Annotated in this window: 10 protein-coding genes; all 10 read left to right on the top strand. The window is 68.3% G+C overall.

The window, feature by feature from the left end:
* Positions 1 to 158: 158 nt before the first annotated feature.
* The 10 genes from ACFYVR_RS11095 to ACFYVR_RS11050 all read left to right on the top strand — a co-directional run bounded on the left by ACFYVR_RS11095 (position 159) and on the right by ACFYVR_RS11050 (position 19,244).
* Entirely contained in the window at positions 159 to 968 is an 810-nt protein-coding gene (locus tag ACFYVR_RS11095) for an MlaE family ABC transporter permease (RefSeq protein WP_387472732.1), read from the top strand.
* On the top strand, positions 968 to 1,825 hold the full coding sequence (locus ACFYVR_RS11090; protein ID WP_387472730.1) for an MlaE family ABC transporter permease: 858 nt from the start codon (positions 968 to 970) through the stop codon (positions 1,823 to 1,825). The genes ACFYVR_RS11095 and ACFYVR_RS11090 overlap by 1 nt, the downstream gene beginning before the upstream one ends.
* Position 1,826: 1 nt before the next feature.
* A complete protein-coding gene (locus ACFYVR_RS11085) occupies positions 1,827 to 3,083 on the top strand; it encodes an MCE family protein (protein WP_387472728.1) in 1,257 nt (418 codons plus the stop codon).
* Positions 3,080 to 4,156 carry an MCE family protein gene (locus tag ACFYVR_RS11080; protein ID WP_387472726.1) on the top strand — a complete coding sequence of 359 codons (1,077 nt, stop codon included), beginning with the start codon at positions 3,080 to 3,082 and terminating at the stop codon, positions 4,154 to 4,156. Before ACFYVR_RS11085 ends, ACFYVR_RS11080 begins: the two co-directional genes overlap by 4 nt.
* Positions 4,156 to 5,202 (top strand): MCE family protein, encoded by a 1,047-nt coding sequence (locus ACFYVR_RS11075; protein WP_387473111.1) that lies wholly within the window; start codon positions 4,156 to 4,158, stop codon positions 5,200 to 5,202. The genes ACFYVR_RS11080 and ACFYVR_RS11075 overlap by 1 nt, the downstream gene beginning before the upstream one ends.
* A 59-nt stretch (positions 5,203 to 5,261) precedes the next feature.
* Positions 5,262 to 6,341 (top strand): MCE family protein, encoded by a 1,080-nt coding sequence (locus tag ACFYVR_RS11070; protein WP_387473109.1) that lies wholly within the window; start codon positions 5,262 to 5,264, stop codon positions 6,339 to 6,341.
* Positions 6,342 to 6,343: 2 nt separating this feature from the next.
* Positions 6,344 to 7,402, top strand: coding sequence for an MCE family protein (locus tag ACFYVR_RS11065; RefSeq protein WP_387472724.1), 1,059 nt, complete (start codon positions 6,344 to 6,346; stop codon positions 7,400 to 7,402).
* The gene (locus tag ACFYVR_RS11060) at positions 7,399 to 8,616 is read left to right on the top strand and encodes an MlaD family protein (RefSeq protein WP_387472722.1); all 1,218 of its coding nucleotides are present in this window, start codon (positions 7,399 to 7,401) and stop codon (positions 8,614 to 8,616) included. The genes ACFYVR_RS11065 and ACFYVR_RS11060 overlap by 4 nt, the downstream gene beginning before the upstream one ends.
* Entirely contained in the window at positions 8,606 to 9,163 is a 558-nt protein-coding gene (locus ACFYVR_RS11055; RefSeq protein ID WP_387472720.1) for a mce associated protein mas1a, read from the top strand. The genes ACFYVR_RS11060 and ACFYVR_RS11055 overlap by 11 nt, the downstream gene beginning before the upstream one ends.
* Positions 9,164 to 9,683: 520 nt before the next feature.
* Positions 9,684 to 19,244 (top strand): amino acid adenylation domain-containing protein, encoded by a 9,561-nt coding sequence (locus tag ACFYVR_RS11050; protein WP_387472718.1) that lies wholly within the window; start codon positions 9,684 to 9,686, stop codon positions 19,242 to 19,244.
* Positions 19,245 to 19,562 lie beyond the last annotated feature (318 nt).

The following is a 19,562-nucleotide window of genomic DNA, read 5'->3' as shown; positions in this document are numbered from 1 at the left end:
GTTATCCGGGTGCACAAGTGGTTTCGTGATGGTTCGGGTTCGGCCCGAGCGGGGGCAACAGGCGAATTGCCGTTCACATCATGGTTGATCTACCAGGCGGATCGTGACAGGCTGGGAAGCCGTGTTCGAGGTCGTCTTCACAGGGGGGAGTGGGCAGGGTGACCTACGAGTTGCCTGCCGCCAAAGGTCCGGTTCGCGATGTGGCGAACCAAGGCGGCTATCTGATCGGATTCACTGTTCTGTCGATCGTCGCCCTGGCGCGCGCGGTGCTGCGGCGCAGGCTGTCGCTGAGCGAGACGGTGACGCAGACCCTGTTCGTCGGTCGCGTCAGCACGGGACCGTCACTGCTGCTGATGATTCCGATCGGCGTCTTCATCGCCGTGTCCGTCGGTGAGCTCGCCGGTCGCATCGGTGCGGGCGGATACTCGGGCGCAGTCGTCGCGTTCATCATCGTGGGCCAGGCAGCCGCACTGGTCTGTGCGCTGATGATGGCCGGTGTCGCCGGCTCGGCAATCTGCACCGACCTCGGCTCCCGGAAGATCCGCGAGGAGATCGACGCGATGGAGGTCATGGGCCTCGACGTGATCGAGCGGCTCGTCGCACCGCGACTCGTCGCCGCCGTCGTCGTGTCGGTGGCACTCTGTGCGATGGTGACGTTCGGCGGTGTGATGGCCTGCTACCTGTACCACATCTACGTGCAACATCTCCCGGCCGGAACCTTCATGGCCACGTTCAGCCAGTACGGCCGGATGTCCGACTTCGTCATGGCCCTGGTGAAGGCAGCGATCTTCGGGCTCACCTCGACGCTGGTGGCGACCTTCAAGGGCTTGCACTGCAAGGGCGGGCCGCGTGGGGTCGCGGATGCCGTCAACGAGGCAGTGGTCATCGCGTTCGCGCTGGTCTTCATCGTCAACACCGCGCTGTCCGCGGTGTACACGATCATCGTGCCCGCGGTGGGGGCCTACTGATGGTCGACATCGACGTCCGGTACCGGCTCCGGCGCGTGTCCGCACCCGCGCGAGGAGCGGTCGACGGTCTCGCAGCCGTCGGCAAGCACGTCACCTTCTACTGCAAGACGATCGCGTCGATGCCGTTCGCGCTGGTCCACTACCGCAGGCACGTCCTCGCGCAGATCAGCGAGGTCAGTTTCGGCACCAACTCGGTGCTGTCCGGCGGCGGCACCATCGGCATCGTGTTCGCGATGTCCCTCGCCGCGGCGATGATGCTCGGTGTCGAGACGCAACGCGGCCTCGAACTCGTGGGCATGACGACGATGTCGGGGATGCTCTCCGCGATCGCGAACACCCGCGAACTCGCGCCGGTCGTCGTCGCGATCGCCCTGGCCGCGAAGGTCGGGACCGGGTTCACCGCCCAGGTGGGTGCGATGCGGATCTCGGACGAGATCGACGCGCTCGACGCCATGGCGATTCGCTCGATTCCGTTCCTCGCGGGAACCCGGGTCATGGCGGCGATGGTGTGTGTCATCCCCATCTACTTGATCGGCCTGCTCGCCAGCTACCTGTCCACCCGCCTCGTCATCGTGGTCTGGGGCGGAGCGTCGGCAGGCACCTACGACTACTACTTCCATCTCGTGCTGTCACCGCAGGACCTGGTGTATTCGGGTGTGAAAGCGATCGTGTTCGCCGCCGTCGTCTCGCTCGTGCACTGCGCATACGGGTACTACGCGCACGGTGGTCCGTCCGGCGTCGGGCAGGCCGCCGGCCGGGCGCTGCGGACGGCCATTCTCGCGATTGGGATCCTTGACGTGTTGTTGACGTTCGCGCTGTGGGGCCTGGTCCCGCAGATCCCCGGATTGGGGATCTGACATGGAACCGTTGTCCGGCCGAAAGAAGGCGGGTTACGCGGTACGAGGGCTGATCGCGGTCGTGGCCGGCATCGTCGTCGCCGTCGTGATGGTGCTGCGAGGATCCGGCTCGCTGGAACGCGAACCCGTGGTGACGGTGTCGATCCCGGCCTCCGCCGGCCTCATCACCGGCGAGGCCCCGGTGAGATACACCGGAGTCAACGTGGGACACATCTCGGGCATCGACTCGGGTACCGAGTCGTCCGTCGTCAGCATGTCGATCGACTCGGCTTCGATCTCACTGATCCCCGCCACCGTGATGGCACGGGTGGTACCGAGAACCTTCTTCGGTGACATCTACATCCAGCTCGTGGACGACGGAGACGAATCCGGAGCCCCGTCCGATCCTCTCGCCGACGGCGACACCATCACTGTCGACGATGGGCCGGATTCGGTGGCGCTGTACAGCATCTACACCAAACTCGTCGACGTCCTCGACCGGATGCAGCCGCAGAAGCTGCAGACCGCCCTCACCGCACTCGGACATGCTCTCGACGGACGTGGCGAAACCATCGGCCGCGTCGTCGACAGACTGTCCTCGGTGTCCGCGACGATGACACCTGCCATTGAGCAGTTTCTCGAGGCCACGCCCGAGTTCCGCGAGGTGATGACCGCGCTCGACGCTGCGACGCCCGATGTGATCGCGACACTCGCCGCGGCGACGGCGGTGTCGCAGGACGTGAGCGAGAACAGTGACTCCATCGGCCGGATGCTGGCTGCCATGTCCGGGTTCGCCTCCGTCGCATCGGGATTCTTCACCGCGCATCAGGAGGCGGTCACCACGGTCATCGATTCGACCGGGATCATTCTCGCGACGACGGCCGCGAATCCCGAAGGACTCCTCGGCACCCTGTCGGGCGCGCAGTCGTTCGGTGCCACGGGCGCCCGGGTGTTCTCCACCGGCAAGTTCAACATCACCGCGGTGCCCTCGTTCGCGGACCCGTTCCCGTACACCGGTGCGGACTGCCCGCAGTACGGAGCCGAGACCGGCGACTACTGCAGCGGCGGACCGCCGCCCGCGGGCAGCTCGCCGTCGAGTACCGCGCAGGGTGCGACGGCAGCCGCTGCGGTGATCGACGGCGATCGGGAATCCGACGCACTGGGCCTGCTCGAATCGCAGGTCCGCGGGCTCCCGTCGACGCCGGGTGCAGGGCCGAATCCGGCCACCGTGATGATGCTCGGCCCCCTGGTACGCGGAAACGAGGTGACCGTCCGATGAAGCTCGGCTGGAAACCCGTCGCGAAGCTCACCGGTTTCTGCGCCGCAGGCGTGGTGTCGGGAGTGCTCGTCGCCAACACACTGCTCATCCCGGTCCAGGGCGACACCGCGAGCTACACCGTGGAGTTCTCCGACATCGAGGGCCTGACTCCGGGCAATCCGGTCACTATGGCCGGGGTCCGGATCGGTCGGGTCGATTCGATCGCCTTCGCCGACGCGGGTGGCGGGACGAGCAAAGCGGTCGTCGGGATCGAGATCGAGGCGGATCATCCGTTGACGACCGACGTGACGGCGGCGGTGCGGTACGGCGACATGCTCGGCGCCCGCTACGTGGCGCTGTCGGGCGCCGACGATCGTCCGGTCTCCGCCACGGGGGAACCGTTGGAGGGCGCGACCACCACCGCTGCGGTCGGTTTCGAGACCCTGCCGCCGGGATCGACCATCCCCATGGACAGGACCGTTCCTCCGGTCGACCTGACCGCGATGATGAACGGCTTCCGCCCGCTCTTCGACGCACTGGCACCCGATCAGGTCAACACACTGACGCGGAGTTTCGTCGAGACGTTCTCCGGGCAGGGCCAGGCGATGTCCACCCTGCTCACCCAGATCGGGGACCTCAGTTCCGATCTCGCCGACCGCAGGCCCGTGTTCGAGCAACTCGTCGACAACATGGCGGCGCTGCTCGGCTCGGTGGACGCGCGGTCGCCGCAGCTCGAGGAACTGCTCGTCGGGCTCGGCACGCTCACGTCCACGATCGTGGGCAACAGCGACCAGCTCGTCGCCTTGCTCGACGGCGGCAACCGTGCAATCGCCGACCTCGCTCGAGTGATGTTGGTGTCCAACGGCGCGTTCGGACAGTCGATCACGGACTTGAAGTCGGTGACCGATGCCTGGATCGCCGCCACGCCTCAGTTCAACGAGTTCGTGGCCTCGATGCCGGAGTTCGGCGGCGATCTCAACAGGCTCACGAGCTACGGCAGCTTCGTGAACCTCTACCTGTGCAATCTCACGCTGGAGGCGGGGGACATGAGCGCGAACCTCTTCGGCACCCAACACTCGCAGGTGTGCCAATGATGTTCCTCGTCAAGATGATCGACTACTTCGTCGGCATCGTACTGTTCCTGTTCAAGGGCGAACGGCGTTCCGGTTCCAACATGGCGATGGCCCTCGGCGCGCTGGGGATCGTGGTCCTGCTGGTCGGGCTCGGCGTGACGGTCGGCGCGCCGCGCGTCTGGTACCAGGTGCGCACGAGCGCCTACGTCGCCGAGCTCGCCAACGCGAGTGGTCTCTCCAGCGGCGACCCGGTGTATGTGGCCGGCGTTCCGGCCGGCCGTGTCGAAACCATCGACCTCGCCGGCGACCACGTCAGCGTCAACTTCCGTCTGGACAAGGATCAGCCGCTCGGCAACCAGACCACCGCCACCGTCCGGCTCAAGACCGTGCTCGGCAAGCGTTATCTGGAAGTGGTGCCGGCCGGTGTGGACGAGGGACAGACGTTGATTCCGTTGTCTCGCACCACCGTTCCGTACGCTCTCGACGACGTCAGCAGGGACACCACGGCGGCCGCAGACAATCTCGACGCAGATTCTCTCCAGGCGATGCTCACGACCCTGGAGCAGGTACTGCCCGGCGATTCGGAACAACTCGGCGAAGCCCTGACGGGGCTGAGCGGCGCCTCCGCGGCCTTCGCCCAGAACGGCGAGATGGTCGACGAGCTGCTGACGATGTCACGCTCGCTGTCGGATCTGATGGTCCGGCAGAGCGACGGCCTGGCCACCACCGCACGCAACACGCAGACGGTCTTGCAGATCCTGGCAGTCCGCAGGCAGGCGCTCACCGAGCTGGTGGACAACCTCACCTCGGTGCTCGACACCCTCGCGAACACCATGACCGCCCGCGAGGGCGACTTCGGGGCGATGGTGGAGAACCTGGTTGCGGTGACCGACACGTTGAAGGCCAACGCGGCCAACATCGATCAGATCATGGAGAAGGTGCCGCCCGCGCTGCGCGGCGCCAGCGACGCCAGCGGCAACGGCGCCTGGACGGACGTGAGCGCACCCGCCGCGGTCATCCCGGACAACCTGCTGTGTGTCCTCGGAGTGATGCAGGGGTGCAAATGAGTGTCCAGTCGGTGATCGAGTGGGAGGGTGACGGACCGGGTGCGCGACGGCGGTGGCCGATGGTGGTGACAGCTTTGCTCGTGGTGGTCGCGGTGGCGATTGCCGGGTGGTTCGTGTTCGCCCGCACCGACCGGTCGATAACGGTGACCGCGAACTTCGCCTACGTCAACGGAATCTATGTCGGAAGCGAGGTGACAGTGCTCGGCGTGCCGGTCGGAAGCGTGACCGAGGTGGAGCCGCAGGGGACCACCGTCCGGGTGACCATGACGATGCCCGAGGACGTCCCGCTGCCCGCCGACGCGAGCGCGTTCGTCCTGAGCCCGTCCGTGATCAGCGACCGACACGTCGAACTCGGACCGACGTACAGCGGCGGACCGGTGCTCGAGGACGGAGCGGACATCCCGCCGGAGCGCAGTCACGCACCGATCGACTTCGACTCGTTGATGAACAGCATCAGCACCCTCACGGAAGCTGTGGGCGGTGAATCCGGTTCCACCGCAGACCTGCTCACGAAGGCAGCCGACGGTTGGCGTGGTCGGGGAGAGGAGTTCAACGAGGCGATGCGCAACCTGAGTTCCGCGACAGGTGTCGTGGGGGCCCGATCCGAGGACGTGGGTGCACTGGTGTCCAACCTGACCGGCCTGATGGCTGCGCTCGACGCCCGTCAGGTGAGCCTCGACGAGTTGGTGCGCGATCTCGGCGCGGTGGGTGACGAGTGGGCGGCAGCCGACGTCGACCTCGCCGGCCCGCTGCAGGATCTGCAGGTGGTGCTCGACCAGGTCCGGACCTTCATGGGTGAACACGGCGACGACGTCGGTGTCGCCGCGGAGAACATGACCGCGCTGACCGATGTCCTGGCCGAGAACCAGGTGGGCCTCGCCGAGTTCATGGACCTCGTTCCGCTGCTCATGCAGAACCTGTCGAACAGCATCGACGACGGCCGCGGACGTATCAGGCTGAACATCTCCACGGCCCTGACCCAGTTCGCCGTCGCGCAGCCGCTGTGCGCCGAGCATCCGCTGCCGCTGTGCACTGGCGCCGGTTTCACCAACCCGATCCCGTTCCCGGTCAGCGCCGCCGATCCGCTCAACATCGCGGGCACGGTGACCGGCGGTGCGCAACCTTCCGGGGGGAACTGATGATGCGTCGAACACGACGACTGACGTTGGCTGTGGCCTGCGTCCTGGCCGGCACCGGCTGCGGCGTCGGCATGCAGGACCTTCCTCTCGGCCGGTCGGCGGACGGTCCGGATTACACGGTGACGTTGCAGTTGGCCACCGCGGAGGGGTTGATGCACGGTTCCGATGTGCGAACCGGTCAACGAGTGATCGGTCGGGTGGCCGGCCTGGCCACCGACACCGTCGGCGCCAAGGTGGAGCTGAGCCTCGAGGATGCGACGGAACTTCCGGACAACGTCCTCGCGGCGGTGGAGCTGCCGTCGGCGCTGGGCAGTCCGTTCATCCGACTCACCCCGCCGCCGGTTCCCTCCTCGCGGCCGCTGCAGGACGGCGACGTCATCTCCGAGTCGAGGACGACGATCGGGCCCCAGATCGAGAGCATGCTCGCGACACTCGGCACCATCGTCACGGGAAGCGGACTCAGCCAGCTGCAGACGGTGATCGAAGAGCTCAACACGGCGTTCTCGGGACGTTCGGGTGAGGTGCGTGGACTCACGGAGTCCATGGCGGTTCTCTTGACGAAGGCGACGGAGAACCAGGACGAGTTCGGAATCGCGATCGAGACCGCGGCCCGGATCTCTGCTCAGCTGACGGCCCAGCAGACGACGGTGGACTCGTACCTCGACGCGTTGCCCGACGCGGTACGTGCCCTGTCCGACCAGCGTGACAGCATCGCCACACTCCTGCAGTCGTCCCGGCAACTCGCCGACACCGCGAACACGGTCGTCTCGAACGACCCGGACGGCCTGGGGGCGATGATGTCCGACGCCTCCACGGTGATCGCCACGCTTGCGTCCTTCAACTCCGAGGTCGGTTCGATGCTCGACAACATGAACACCTTCCTCGGCAACTTCGGGCGGTCCATCCACGGCGACTACCTCAACTTCGACGGCGCACTCGACGTGCCCGGCTCCATCGACATGCTGCTCACCGGGGGACAGATCCAGGGCGCCGCGGCGTCGAACCCGGTTTCGGATACGGCGGAGGACCTGACCGACCTGCTCCGTGGGGGACTGCGATGAGACGCATCGTTCTGGTACAGCTGATCCTGTTCGGGCTCGTGTCCGCGGTCGTGATCCCCTTCGCGATCACGTACGTCATCGGTCCGCAGGCGTTCGGCACCCCGATCCGGGTGTACTCCGTGATGGCCGATGCACGCGGACTGACTCCGGGGACGGCCGTCACGTACCGCGGCGTGTCTGTGGGGACGGTCGACGACGTCCGGCTCGACCCCGACGTGAACGGCGCGCGAGTGGACTACAAACTCGACCCCGGGGTCGAGATCCCGGTCGACAGTGTCGCGAAGGTCGGGATGGGAACGGCCGCGGGCATCCAGAACGTCGACATCTTCCCGAACACCAGTTCCGGGCCGTATCTGAAGGACGGTGACCAGCTGGCGGCACCGGCCGACGAGCAGCCGGTCCAGATGGGCGATCTCATGACGCAGGCGTCGAAGCTGCTCGACGGTGTCGACCCGCAGGCGATCAGCGACCTCGGCACAGAGCTCGGGGCCTCGTTCGACGGACTCGGGCCGGCGATGGCCAGCATGATCGACAACGGTGACGCACTGACCGCGCAACTGGACGAGCAGGCGCCGATGCTCACGGACCTGCTCGAACGCACCGCGGGCCTGGTGACCACGATGGCCGGGGAATCGGGTTCCTTCGTGCGCGGAATGGGCGCCGCGCGTGCTTTCACCGAACAGCTCGACGCCAACGCCCCGGTGCTGGTGTACCTCACCGACACCTCGCCGGCGGCGCTCGATCACGCCAGTGCGCTGTTCGACCGCTACCAGGGCACGTTCGGGTCACTGTTGGCGAACCTCGTGACGGTCACTCCGATCATCTCCGATCGACAGGCGGCCCTCGCGTCCGGGCTGAACGACATCCCGAACGCACTCGGAGACCTGGAATCGATCGTCACCGGTGACCGGGCCAACTTCACGCTCGTCGGCACGTTGGGCCAGGTGTGCAGCTACGACACCGTCCGTCGGGCGGTGGGGGACGAGAGCCCGACCGAGCCGAACCTGACCTTCTACTGCCCGCCCGGACCCAACCTGGAGCAGCGCGGCTCCCGCAATGCGCCGCGTCCGAACGACCTGGGGTTGCAGAACGCGACCACACCCGGAACCCCGATCGGATATCCGCCGGTCGACGACCCGGTCCTCATTCCCACGGGAACCGAGGCCCTGGACTACTGGAATTCGCTGCTGGAGGATCTCGGAAATGGCCACTGACGACACGACGACAGCGGTGATCGGCCGCGGTACGGACACGCCCGAGGTGTCCCCGACCCGCGCCGGATCGCGCTTCCGGCAGCCCCGCGTCCTGATCGCGATCGTGCTGATCGTGGCACTGCTCGCGTCTGCCGTCGGTCTCCTGATCGCCGTGCTGAACGCACGGGAGAAGGACTCCCTGCGCGACCAGGCGATCGAGACGGCGCGGACGTACTCGGTGGAGATGTCGTCGTTCGACTTCGAGAACCTCGACGCCAATCGGGACGCGATCGTCGCCCAGTCGACGCCGGAATTCGCCGACAAGTACAGCGAGATGGTCGACGCGCTGCGGCAGATCGTCACCGACGGCAAGGGCAAGGCCACGGCCGTGGCAGAACACATCGGCGTCGAATCAGTCGACGAGGACAGCGCTGTCGTCCTGGTGTTCGTGGATCAGCAGGCGACGAACGTCGTCTCGCCGGACGGCAACACCCAGAAGTACCGGATGGTGGTGAGCCTCGTCCGCGACGGCGACCGCTGGGTCGTGGACAACGTCGAGACGAAGTGACCCGCGAGAGACGGGACTCACAGAAATTGGTTGCTGTCGGGGGTACCTGGTAGCAACTAGTCGTCGGGACAGCGCGCCGCTGCGTGGGCGGTCACGGACTCGGAATCGGCGTGTGCCATGATTCCGGGCGATTGTGTCGGCAACACTCCGGTGTGTCCGACGTGACCCGGTTCACAGGATGTCGGCGTGTTGGTGCCGTCGCTTGTGACACGGTCGTGTCTTCTCGGCCATATCATGTGTGAGGAAATGTTTCTTACGCTGCCCGAACTGGACTTTCGGCAGCGTGGAAGGGTGAGGGCTGGCTAACGAGATCCGACGGTGAAGCGATGGGCGGAAGTGGGACCTGGTGTTCCCGTTCGACCCTGGAGTGGAACGACGAGATTGACGACGTGGAAACGCCGAGCAAACGCGGCGTGACCACGACGAGACCTTCGACGGTGCGTCGTCGAGATGGGGGAGCGGTTTGGACACCCTGGGCAGAGCCGAGTCCGGTCGGACGCCGGAGCCTGGAGATCGCGACGTGACCTCGGGCGACACGGGTACCTCGGGCGACACTGGCACCTCGGGTGACCCAGCGGCTTCGGGTGACACCGGGCAGTTCCCGCTCTCGTCCGCTCAGCGCGGCATGTGGTTCGCGCAGCAGGCGGCGGGTGACGTTCCTCTGACCATTGCCCAGTACGTCGAGGTGGACGGCCTCCTCGACGTCGACGTCCTCACCGAGACCAACCGGATCGCGGGCAGGGAATTCGGTTCGGGGTTCCTGCGGCTGGTGCGCACCGACGGGGTTCCCGAGCAGATCGTCGACCGTTCGATCGACGACCACGTCCGCTTCGTCGACCTCTCCGAGCACCCCGACCCGGTTGCGGCCGCGCAGGAGTGGATGCGCAACGACTACGGTTCGCCGCTCGACATCCACGAGGACCGGCTGATCGTCTCGACCGTCCTCAAGCTGGGTGAACGGCGCAGCTACTGGTACTGCCGCATCCACCACATCGCCCTCGACGGCTATGGCGCGATGGCTCTGCTCAACCGGTCCGCCGAGCTCTACACGGCCGCGATCGAGGGCCGGGAGGCGTCGCCGAGCAAGGCCGAGGACCTCGTCAAGATCTACAACGACGAACAGGCGTACCGCGCCTCGGCGCGGTTCCAGAACGACAAGGAGTACTGGGCCTCGCGGATCGGCGACCTGCCCGCGCCGCTGAGTCTGAGCGGACGCGTCGCGCAGGTCGACTCGCACGCGCGGGTCGCCGGCAACCAGGTCCCGGACGCGGTCGCGGACTTGCTGACCGAACTCGGCACCACCAGCGTCGCCGGCGAAGCGCCCGCCATCGTCGCCGCCTTCGGCGCGTACCTGGCCGCGATGACCGGCAGCGCCGACGTCGTCCTCAGCCTCCCGGTGTCCGCGCGGGCGACCGCGGTGTTGCGGCGGTCCGGCGGCATGGTCTCGAACGTGGTTCCCCTGCGTATGCACATCGACCGGACGACCACGGTCGAGGAACTGATGGAGAAGGCGAACCTCGAGCTCACGGGCGCACTGCGACGTCAGCGCTACCGGCACGAGGACATGCGCCGCGACTCGGGCACGGTCACCGGCGACCGGGGATTCTTCGGTCCGTCGATCAACATCATGATGTTCCACCGGGAGATCCGGCTCGGCGAGCTCACCGGCCGATTCCGCGTTCTCAGTACCGGCCCGGTGGAGGATCTCGCGGTCAACCTGTATCCGAGCGTCGCGGGCAAGAGCGTCCAGATCGACTTCGAGGGCAACCCGAACCTGTACTCCGAGGAGAATCTCGACGGCCACCACCGCCGATTCCTGCGCTTTCTGGAACGGTTCCTCGCCGCCCCCAGGGACACCTCGGTCGCGGCGATCGACCTGTTCGGGCCCGGGGAGGCCGCCAAGGTCCGTGCCTGGGGCGAGGGTGAGCAGACGACCGTCGACCTCGACGTCCTCGACCGGTGGGCGGGCTGGGTCGCTGCGGATCCGTCCGCGCCGGCCACCGTCGCGGACGGCCGGACCGTCAGCCGCGGGGAACTCGACCGCCGTGCCAGTCAACTGGCCCGCGAACTCACCGCGCGCGGTGTGGCACCGGACGACGTCGTCGCCCTGATCGTGCCCCGCTCCGTGGAGTGGGTGGTCGGCATGCTGGCGACGTGGAAGGCGGGCGCCGCGTACGCGTACATCGACCCGATGCTGCCCGCCGAACGTGTACAGGCGATCCTGCACGACTGCGCGGTGCGCTGCGTCGTCTCGACCAGCCAGTGGGCGGGATCGGCCGACTACCGCGACGAGATCGTGTTGCTCGACGACCCCACGGCCCGCGTCACGCTGGCGGCCCACGACGTGTCGTCGCCCGCGAATCCGTGGTCCGGTGCCCTGCCGCGGGAGCGGATGGCCTACATCATCTCGACGTCCGGGTCGACGGGTAGGCCCAAGCCGACGCAGGTGCCGATGCGCGCCTTCCGGAACACCGTCGAGTGGTACCGCGGACAGGTCGAACTCGCGCCGGGGGACGGCGTACTCATCGCCGGTTCGCCCAGCTTCGACGCGACCCAGAAGAACGTCTGGGTGACGCTGTGCGAGGGTGGCGTCCTGCATCTGGCGGCGGACCCGTTCGATCCTGTCGAGGTGCTCGACATCGTCGCGGGCGGAGGGGTGCGGATCGCGAACGTCGCGCCGAGTCTGTTCAACGTGCTCCTCGATCACGACACCCGCGGCGTGCTGGCCGGCCTCGCCGGGGTCTTCCTCGGCGGTGAGGCGCTGCACAGTGATCGGCTGCGTCCGCTGGCCGCTGCCGGCACCCGGGTCTGCAACCATTTCGGTCCCACCGAGGCCGCGGACATGACGACGATGCATCAGCTCGATCCGGAGCGGGTCTACCCCGACGGGCGCCTGCCGGTCGGGCGGCCCCTGCCGAACGTCGTGATGTACGTCCTCGATCGCAACCTGCGGCCGGTTCCTCCGGGTGTGGTCGGAGAGCTCTACATCGGCGGACCGACCGTGGGTCGTGGCTACGGTGGTCGCTTCGCCCTCACGTCGCAGCGCTTCGTGGCAGACCCGTTCGGTGCGGACGGAACGCGGATGTACCGCACCGGTGACATGGTGTGGTGGAGCGGCGACGGCGAGCTCGAATACCAGGGCCGCAGCGACTTCCAGGTCAAGATCCGCGGTCTGCGCATCGAACTCGGTGAGGTCGAGGCTGCGATGCTGACGCATCCTGCCGTGGCCACCGCGACGGCCCTGGTGCACGACAGTGATCTCGGTCAGCGGCTGACCGGCTACGTCGTCCCCGGACCGGGGCAGACGGTGGACGCGACCGCGGTGATCGATCACGTGACGGCGCTGCTGCCGAGCTACATGGTTCCGGCCGCGGTCGTCGTGCTGGATGCGCTTCCGTTGACCGCCAACGGCAAGGTGGACCGGAAGGCGTTGCCGGAACCCGACTTCCGCAGTCGGGGTGCCGATCACGTGGCGCCGTCGACGCCGATGGAGGAGATCATCGCCGGCGTCTTCGGCGAGGTGCTCGGTCTGCCCGAGGTGAGCGTCGAGGACAGCTTCTTCGCTCTCGGTGGTGACAGCATCATGTCGATCCAGCTGGTCTCCCGGGCCAAGGAGGCCGGTGCGGTCTTCACCACGCGCGACGTCTTCGAGTGCCGCACCGTCGCGGCCCTCGCCGAGCTGGTGGCCCGCCGCGGGACGGACGCGCAGGATGTGCCCGTACTGGAGGAACTGCAGGGCGGTGGCGTCGGTGAGTTGCCGCTGCTCCCGGTCGGCCGATGGATGGCCACCCGTGGTCACTTCGACCGCCTCGCGCAGGCGGTGCTGCTCACCCTGCCGGAGGGTACGTCCGACGACCACCTGCGGGCCGCACTGCAGGTGATTCTCGACCGTCACGACGCCCTGCGTTCGAGGCTGACCCGGAACGACGACGGCGACTGGCTCTTCCAGGTCGACGAGGCGGGTTCCGTCGCCGCGGACTCCGTGTTCACCACGGTCGCCGTGTCGGCAGAACCCGGCACCGACACCTTCGCCGCGGCGCTCGACGGACACCTCGACGAGGCCGCGGACCGGCTCGCGCCGGCCGTCGGTGCGATGGTCGTTGCGGTGCGTCTGGACTCGCCGTCCGGCGCGGGCAGGTTGTTGCTGGTGATCCACCATCTCGCCGTGGACGGGGTTTCCTGGCGTGTGATCATCCCCGACCTCGCGCTCGCCTGGTCCGCGGCGATCTCCGGTGGCGTCGCGGATCTCGAACCGGTCGGTACCTCGGTGCGCCGCTGGTCCCATGCGCTCGTCGACGACGCGGCCGGTGATGTTCGCGCAGCCGAATTCGACTACTGGCACGAGGTTCTGGCCGGCAGCGACCCGCAGGTGGGTTCGCGGCCGCTCGACCCCGAAGTGGACACGGTTGCGACGGCGCGGACCGTTCGTGTGGAACTGTCCACGGACGTGACCGCGGCCGCGATGACGAGCATCCCGCGGGCCTTCCACGGCGGCGTCAACGACGCCCTGCTCGCCGCCCTGCTGCTTGCGGTGGCCCGCTGGCGCCGCGACCGCGGAGTCGACGAGCCGTCGCTGCTGCTGGCACTCGAGAGCCACGGCCGCGACGACGACGTCATCGCCGGCGCCGACCTCTCGCGGACGGTCGGCTGGTTCACCAGCATCTTCCCGGTGCGGCTCGACCTGTCCGGTGCCGACATCGACGACGCCTTCGACGCGGGACATGCCGCGGCAACCGTGCTCAAGGCGGTCAAGGAACAGTTGCTCGCGGTTCCGGACGGTGGCCTCGGATACGGCATGCTGCGGTACCTGCGAACGGACACCGCCGATCGGCTCGCCGCTGCGGCGCGGCCGCAGATCATGTTCAACTACCTCGGGCGGACCGCTTCGGTGGGCGAGCACCTGGTCGGTGCGCCGTGGACCCCGGACAGTTCGGTCGGCATCGGCGGGTTCCTGTCCGCCGCGGACCCGACGATGCCGCTGCACTCGACCATCGAGATCAACGCGGGCATCGAGGGCGAGGGCGACGGCGCCCGGCTGGTCGCGACCTTCACGTTCGCCGCGGGTGTGCTGGGCGAGGACGAGACCCGGCGGCTCGGCGACTGGTGGAGCCGGGCTCTGACCGCGATCGCCACGCACGTTTCCGAAACCTCCGCGGGCGGTCTCACCCCGTCCGATCTGGGTCTCGTGGACCTCACCCAGCGGCAGATCGAGCGACTCGAGTCGCGCTACCCGGCGCTCGGGGACGTGTGGCCGCTGTCGCCGTTGCAGCACGGCATGTACTTCCACGCCCTGCTGTCGGACAACGTCGACGTCTACACCGCCCAGGTCCTCCTCGACCTCGGGGGTCGCGTGGACGGGGAGCGGATGCGGCGCGCCGGGCAGTCGCTGCTCGACCGGCACGAGAACCTGCGGACCGCGTTCGTGCAGGAGCCCGACACCGGTGAGGTGCTGCAGGTTGTCCTGCGGGACGCCGCGCTGCCGTGGACGGAAACCGACCTGTCGGGGATGGCGGCCGCCGACGTGGCCGCCGAGGTCGAACGGATCCTGGATGCGGACCGAACCGCCCGCTTCGACTTCGAGTCGGCGCCGTTGACGCGGTTCCACCTGATCCGGACCTCGGCCGACGCCTGGTTGCTCGTCGTCACCAACCACCACATCCTGATGGACGGCTGGTCGACGCCACTCGTCATCCGCGACCTGCTGACCCTGTACGCGCTCGCCGGGTCCACGGACAATCTGCCGCGGGCACGCTCCTACCGGGACTTCCTGTCCTGGCTGGCGGCGCAGGACGCCGACGAGGCGGCTGCGCACTGGCGCCGGACGCTGACCGGCGTGGACGAGCCGACACTGCTCGCGGCCGCCCACACTCAGGCCGACGCGGCCACGGTGCCGGACGAGGTGACGGTGGCACTGCCGGCCGACCTGTACCGGAAGCTGACCGACGTGACCCGGGAACTCGAGGTCACCGTCAACACGATGTTGCAGGCCGCCTGGGGTGTCGTCCTGGGCCAGTCGACGTCCCGCGAGGACGTCGTCTTCGGCGCGACCGTCTCCGGGCGGCCGGCCGAGCTGCCCGGTGTCGAGTCGATGATCGGATTGTTCATCAACACGGTGCCGGTGCGGGTCCGGTTGGATCCGGACGAGTCGGTGTCCCAGCTGCTGACCCGCGTGCAGCGTGAGCAGTCCGAGGCCCTCGGGTACCAGCATCTCGGGCTGAGCTCGATCCTCACCGCGCACGGTGTGGCCGACTTGTTCGACACCCTGGTCGTGCTCGAGTCGTACCCGGTCGACCGGCAGGGCCTCACGGCAGGGTCCGACATCGCGGGCATGCGGATGCGCGATGTGACGGTCCGCGACGGCTCGCACTATCCGCTGTCCGTCGTCGGCATCCTCGGGGAGACGCTCGAGCTCAACCTCAAGTACATGCCGTCGCACTTCACGCGGCGTGACGTCGAAGCCTTCGCCCGGCGTCTGCTCACGGTGCTCGAGGCGTTCACCGGCGGCGAGACGGTGCCGGTGGGTGCTGTCGACCTGCTCGACGAGTCGGAGCGCAGCGCACTCGTACCGGTCCGCGGCGAGGCCGCTGCCGGCGACGCGACGCTGCCGGATCTGCTGGCCGCGGCGGTCGCGGTCGACCCGTCCGCAGCGGCGTTGGTGTCGGGGGACCGGACCGTCTCCTACGCGGAACTCGACGACCGCTCGCGCCGGATCGCGCGGGTGCTCGCGGAAACCGGCGTCGGGCCGGAAACCTTTGTGGCACTGGCTCTTCCGCGTTCGATCGAATCGGTGCTCGGCGTGTGGTCGGTGGCCAGGGCCGGTGGGGCCTTCCTGCCGATCGACCCCGCGTATCCGGCGGATCGGGTCGCGCACATGGTCGAGGACTCCGGTGTCCGGGTCGGTCTGACCGTGGCCGCCCATCGTGGCGGACTGCCGGACACCGTCGACTGGATCGTGCTCGACGACCCGGACTTCGAGGAGCGCACGGCGCAGGTGCCCGGTGTGACCGACCGTGATCCCGAGGCGTCGCCCACGGCGGCGAACAGTGCCTACGTCATCTACACGTCGGGGTCGACCGGCAAGCCCAAGGGTGTCGTCGTGACGCACGCCGGGTTGGCGAACTTCGCGGCCGAGCAGCGGGAGCGTTACGGCGTGACCGCGTCGTCGCGGACGCTGCACTTCGCCTCGCCGAGCTTCGACGCTTCCGTCCTCGAGCTCCTGATGGCCGTGGGCGCCGCTGCCACGATGGTCGTCGCGGATCCCGTGATCTACGGCGGCGAGGATCTGCACGCGCTCCTCCGCTCGCAGCGCGTGACGCACGCCTTCGTGACCCCGGCGGCACTGGCCACGGTGGATCCCGAGGGACTGGACGACCTGCGCACGGTGATCGTCGGCGGCGACGCCTGCGGCCCGGAGCTCGTGGCCCGCTGGTCGCAGGGCATCCAGATGTTCAACGCGTACGGTCCGTCGGAGGGCACGATCGCGACGAACATCAGCGGTGCGCTCCATCCGGACACGCCGATCACGATCGGCGGACCGATCCGCGGTGTGTCCGCGGTGATCCTCGACGCGAGGCTGCGTCCGGTTCCGGTCGGTGTGGCAGGAGAGCTCTACGTGTCCGGGCCCGCGCTGGCTCGCGGTTACCACTCCCGGGTCGCGTTGACGGCCGACCGGTTCGTCGCCGACCCCTACGGCGCCCCCGGCGACCGGATGTACCGCACCGGCGACGTGGTGCGGTGGGTCGAGGGCCCGGCCGGGCTCGAGGCCGAGTATGTGGGCCGCAGCGACTTCCAGGTCAAGGTGCGCGGCTTCCGCATCGAGCTCGGGGAGATCGACGCCGCGCTCGGGGCGCACGCGGCCGTCGACTTCGCCGTCACCGTCGGCCGACCCGGTCCGGGCGGCGACATGTTGCTCGCGTCCTATGTCGTCCCCGTGTCCGACCGGACCGTCGACCAGGCCGAGCTCCAGGAGTTCGTCGGCGTCACGCTGCCGGCTCATATGGTGCCGTCCGCAATCGTCCTGCTCGATGCGCTGCCGCTCACGGTGAACGGCAAACTCGACCGAAAGGCGTTGCCCGCACCGGACTTCGGCGACGTCACGGGAGAGATCGTCGCGCCGAGTTCCCCGGTCGAGGAGTCCGTCGCCGCGATCTTCGCCGAGGTGCTCGGCCGTGCGGAGGTGTCGGTCCGGGATTCGTTCTTCGCGCTCGGCGGCAACTCGCTCTCGGCCACCCGGGTGGTCGCGCGGGTGAACGCGGCGCTCGGCGCGAGCATCGGCGTCCGGGACCTGTTCGAGGCGCCCAGCGTCGCCGAGCTGGCCGGACGGGCGATCAGCGCCGACGGCCGCGCCGCGCGGCCCGCCCTGGTCGCGGCGGAACGCCCCGAACGGCTTCCGCTGTCGTTGGCGCAGCAGCGGATGTGGTTGATCAACCAGCTCGATCCGACGTCCCCGGCCTACAACATCGTGATCGCAGTGCGGCTCGACGGCCGGCTCGACCGGGATGGACTGCAGGCGGCCGTCGTGGACGTGCTCGCCCGCCACGAGGCGGTTCGGACGGTCTACCCCGAGGACGAGGGCGTGCCGCACCAGGTGGTGCTGCCTGTCTCGTCGGTGACGTTCGACCTCGACCCCGTGCAGGTCGACGAGGACCGGGTCACCGACGAACTGGTGGCGTTCGCGTCCGTCGGGTTCGACGTGACCACGACGCCGCCGCTGCGCACGCGGTTGCTGCAGACGGGGCCGGACGGGTTCGTGCTTGCGCTGGTCGTGCACCACATCAGTGCGGACGGCGCATCCATGGGGCCGCTCGCCCGGGACGTGATGATCGCGTACGCGAGCCGGACCGGAGGCCAGGAGCCGCAGTGGACGCCGCTGCCGGTGCAGTACGCCGACTTCGCGCTCTGGCAGCGCGACGTCCTCGGCGCCGAGGGTGATCCGGAGTCGCTGGCGGCCCGTCAGTTGGACTACTGGCAGCACGCGCTCGAGGGCATGCCCGCGCTGATCGAACTGCCGACCGACCGCCCGCGCCCGGCGAGGCAGTCGATGCAGGGCGGCAAGGTCGACTTCGAGGTCGGTCCGGAGCTGACGGCGGGCCTGCTCGACGTGGCCCGGTCGTCCGATGCCACGCTGTTCATGGTCGTGCACGCCGCACTGGCCGTGCTGCTGTCCCGTCTGACCGGCGGCGAGGACGTCGCGATCTCCACGCCCGTCGCGGGCCGTGGGGAGGCGGAACTCGACGACCTGGTCGGCATGTTCGTCAACACGCTGGTGTTGCGCGCGCAGGTGGATGGCGGAGCCGGGTTCTTCGAGGTGGTCCGGCAGTGCAAGCGGGTCGACCTCGAGGCGTACGCCCACGCCGACGTTCCCTTCGACAGCGTGGTCGAGCGGCTCAACCCGGTGCGGTCGCCGGCGTACACGCCGCTCGCGCAGGTCATGCTCTCGTTCGAGAACATCGGGCGGCCGTCGTTCGAGCTTCCGGAGCTGACGGTCACGGAATTCGAGAACGCGCTCGTCGTCGCGAAGCAGGACCTGCAGTTGACGGTGCTCGAGCACCGCAACGGGGGTGGCACGGTGGAGCGGCTGACGGCATCGTTCTCCTACGCGACCGACCTGTTCGACGCGGACACCGTGTACCGGATCACCGACCGATTCCTGCACATCCTGCAGTCGGTGGTCGACGACGTCCATGCCGTCGTCGGTGACATCGACATCTGGAATGCCCCCGAGGTCGCGCCGCGCCCGGAGACGGGCCCGACCGTCGACGACCTGCCGCGTCTGGTCGCGGAGGTGGCCGAGTTCGCGTCGTCCGAGATCGCGCTCGAGCACGACGGGACCAGGGTCACCTACGGGCAGCTGGACGAGCGGCTCAAGCTCCTCACCGCGTCGCTGGCCGACCGTGGCATGGCGACGGAGGCGATCGTCACGACGGCGCTGACGAGTCTCGTTCCGACGATCCTGCTCGGTGCGGGTGGCAGCGGTGCCAGCGACGGCTTCGCCGACGTCGTCCAGCGCACGGTCGACGCCGCGCATGCGCGTGTGGCCGCGCATGCCGGTGATCCCGTTCGGGTCGTCACGCGAGGTTGAGTGGGTAGAACCCGATAGCCCCAACCGGTCCGGGCCCCTACCCGGGCCGGATTCGGGGTCCTGGCCGGGCCGCGTGGTTGTTGCTGATTCGTAGCTGCCGACAGGAGATTTTCGTTTCAATTAGTAACGAGTGCCTTGCCTGTTGTCCGGTCCGGCGCGTGGCGCCGGACCAACCGGTCGGTTGTCCGTCATCTCTGCCTCCGGGCGTTTATCCGAGATAAGGATGCCGCGAATTCTGATGTCGTATAGCTGGTCTGTAATGATCGCTGTTTTACGGCGATAGGTAACCGTTAGCTGTCGCCTTGGTACACGGAGGAC

The sequence above is a fragment of the Rhodococcus sp. NPDC003318 genome, assembly GCF_042879035.1.
Taxonomy (GTDB): Bacteria; Actinomycetota; Actinomycetes; order Mycobacteriales; family Mycobacteriaceae; genus Rhodococcus_G.
Note: the sequence above shows the minus strand (reverse complement) of the source record. Positions and strands in the feature narration are given on the sequence as shown.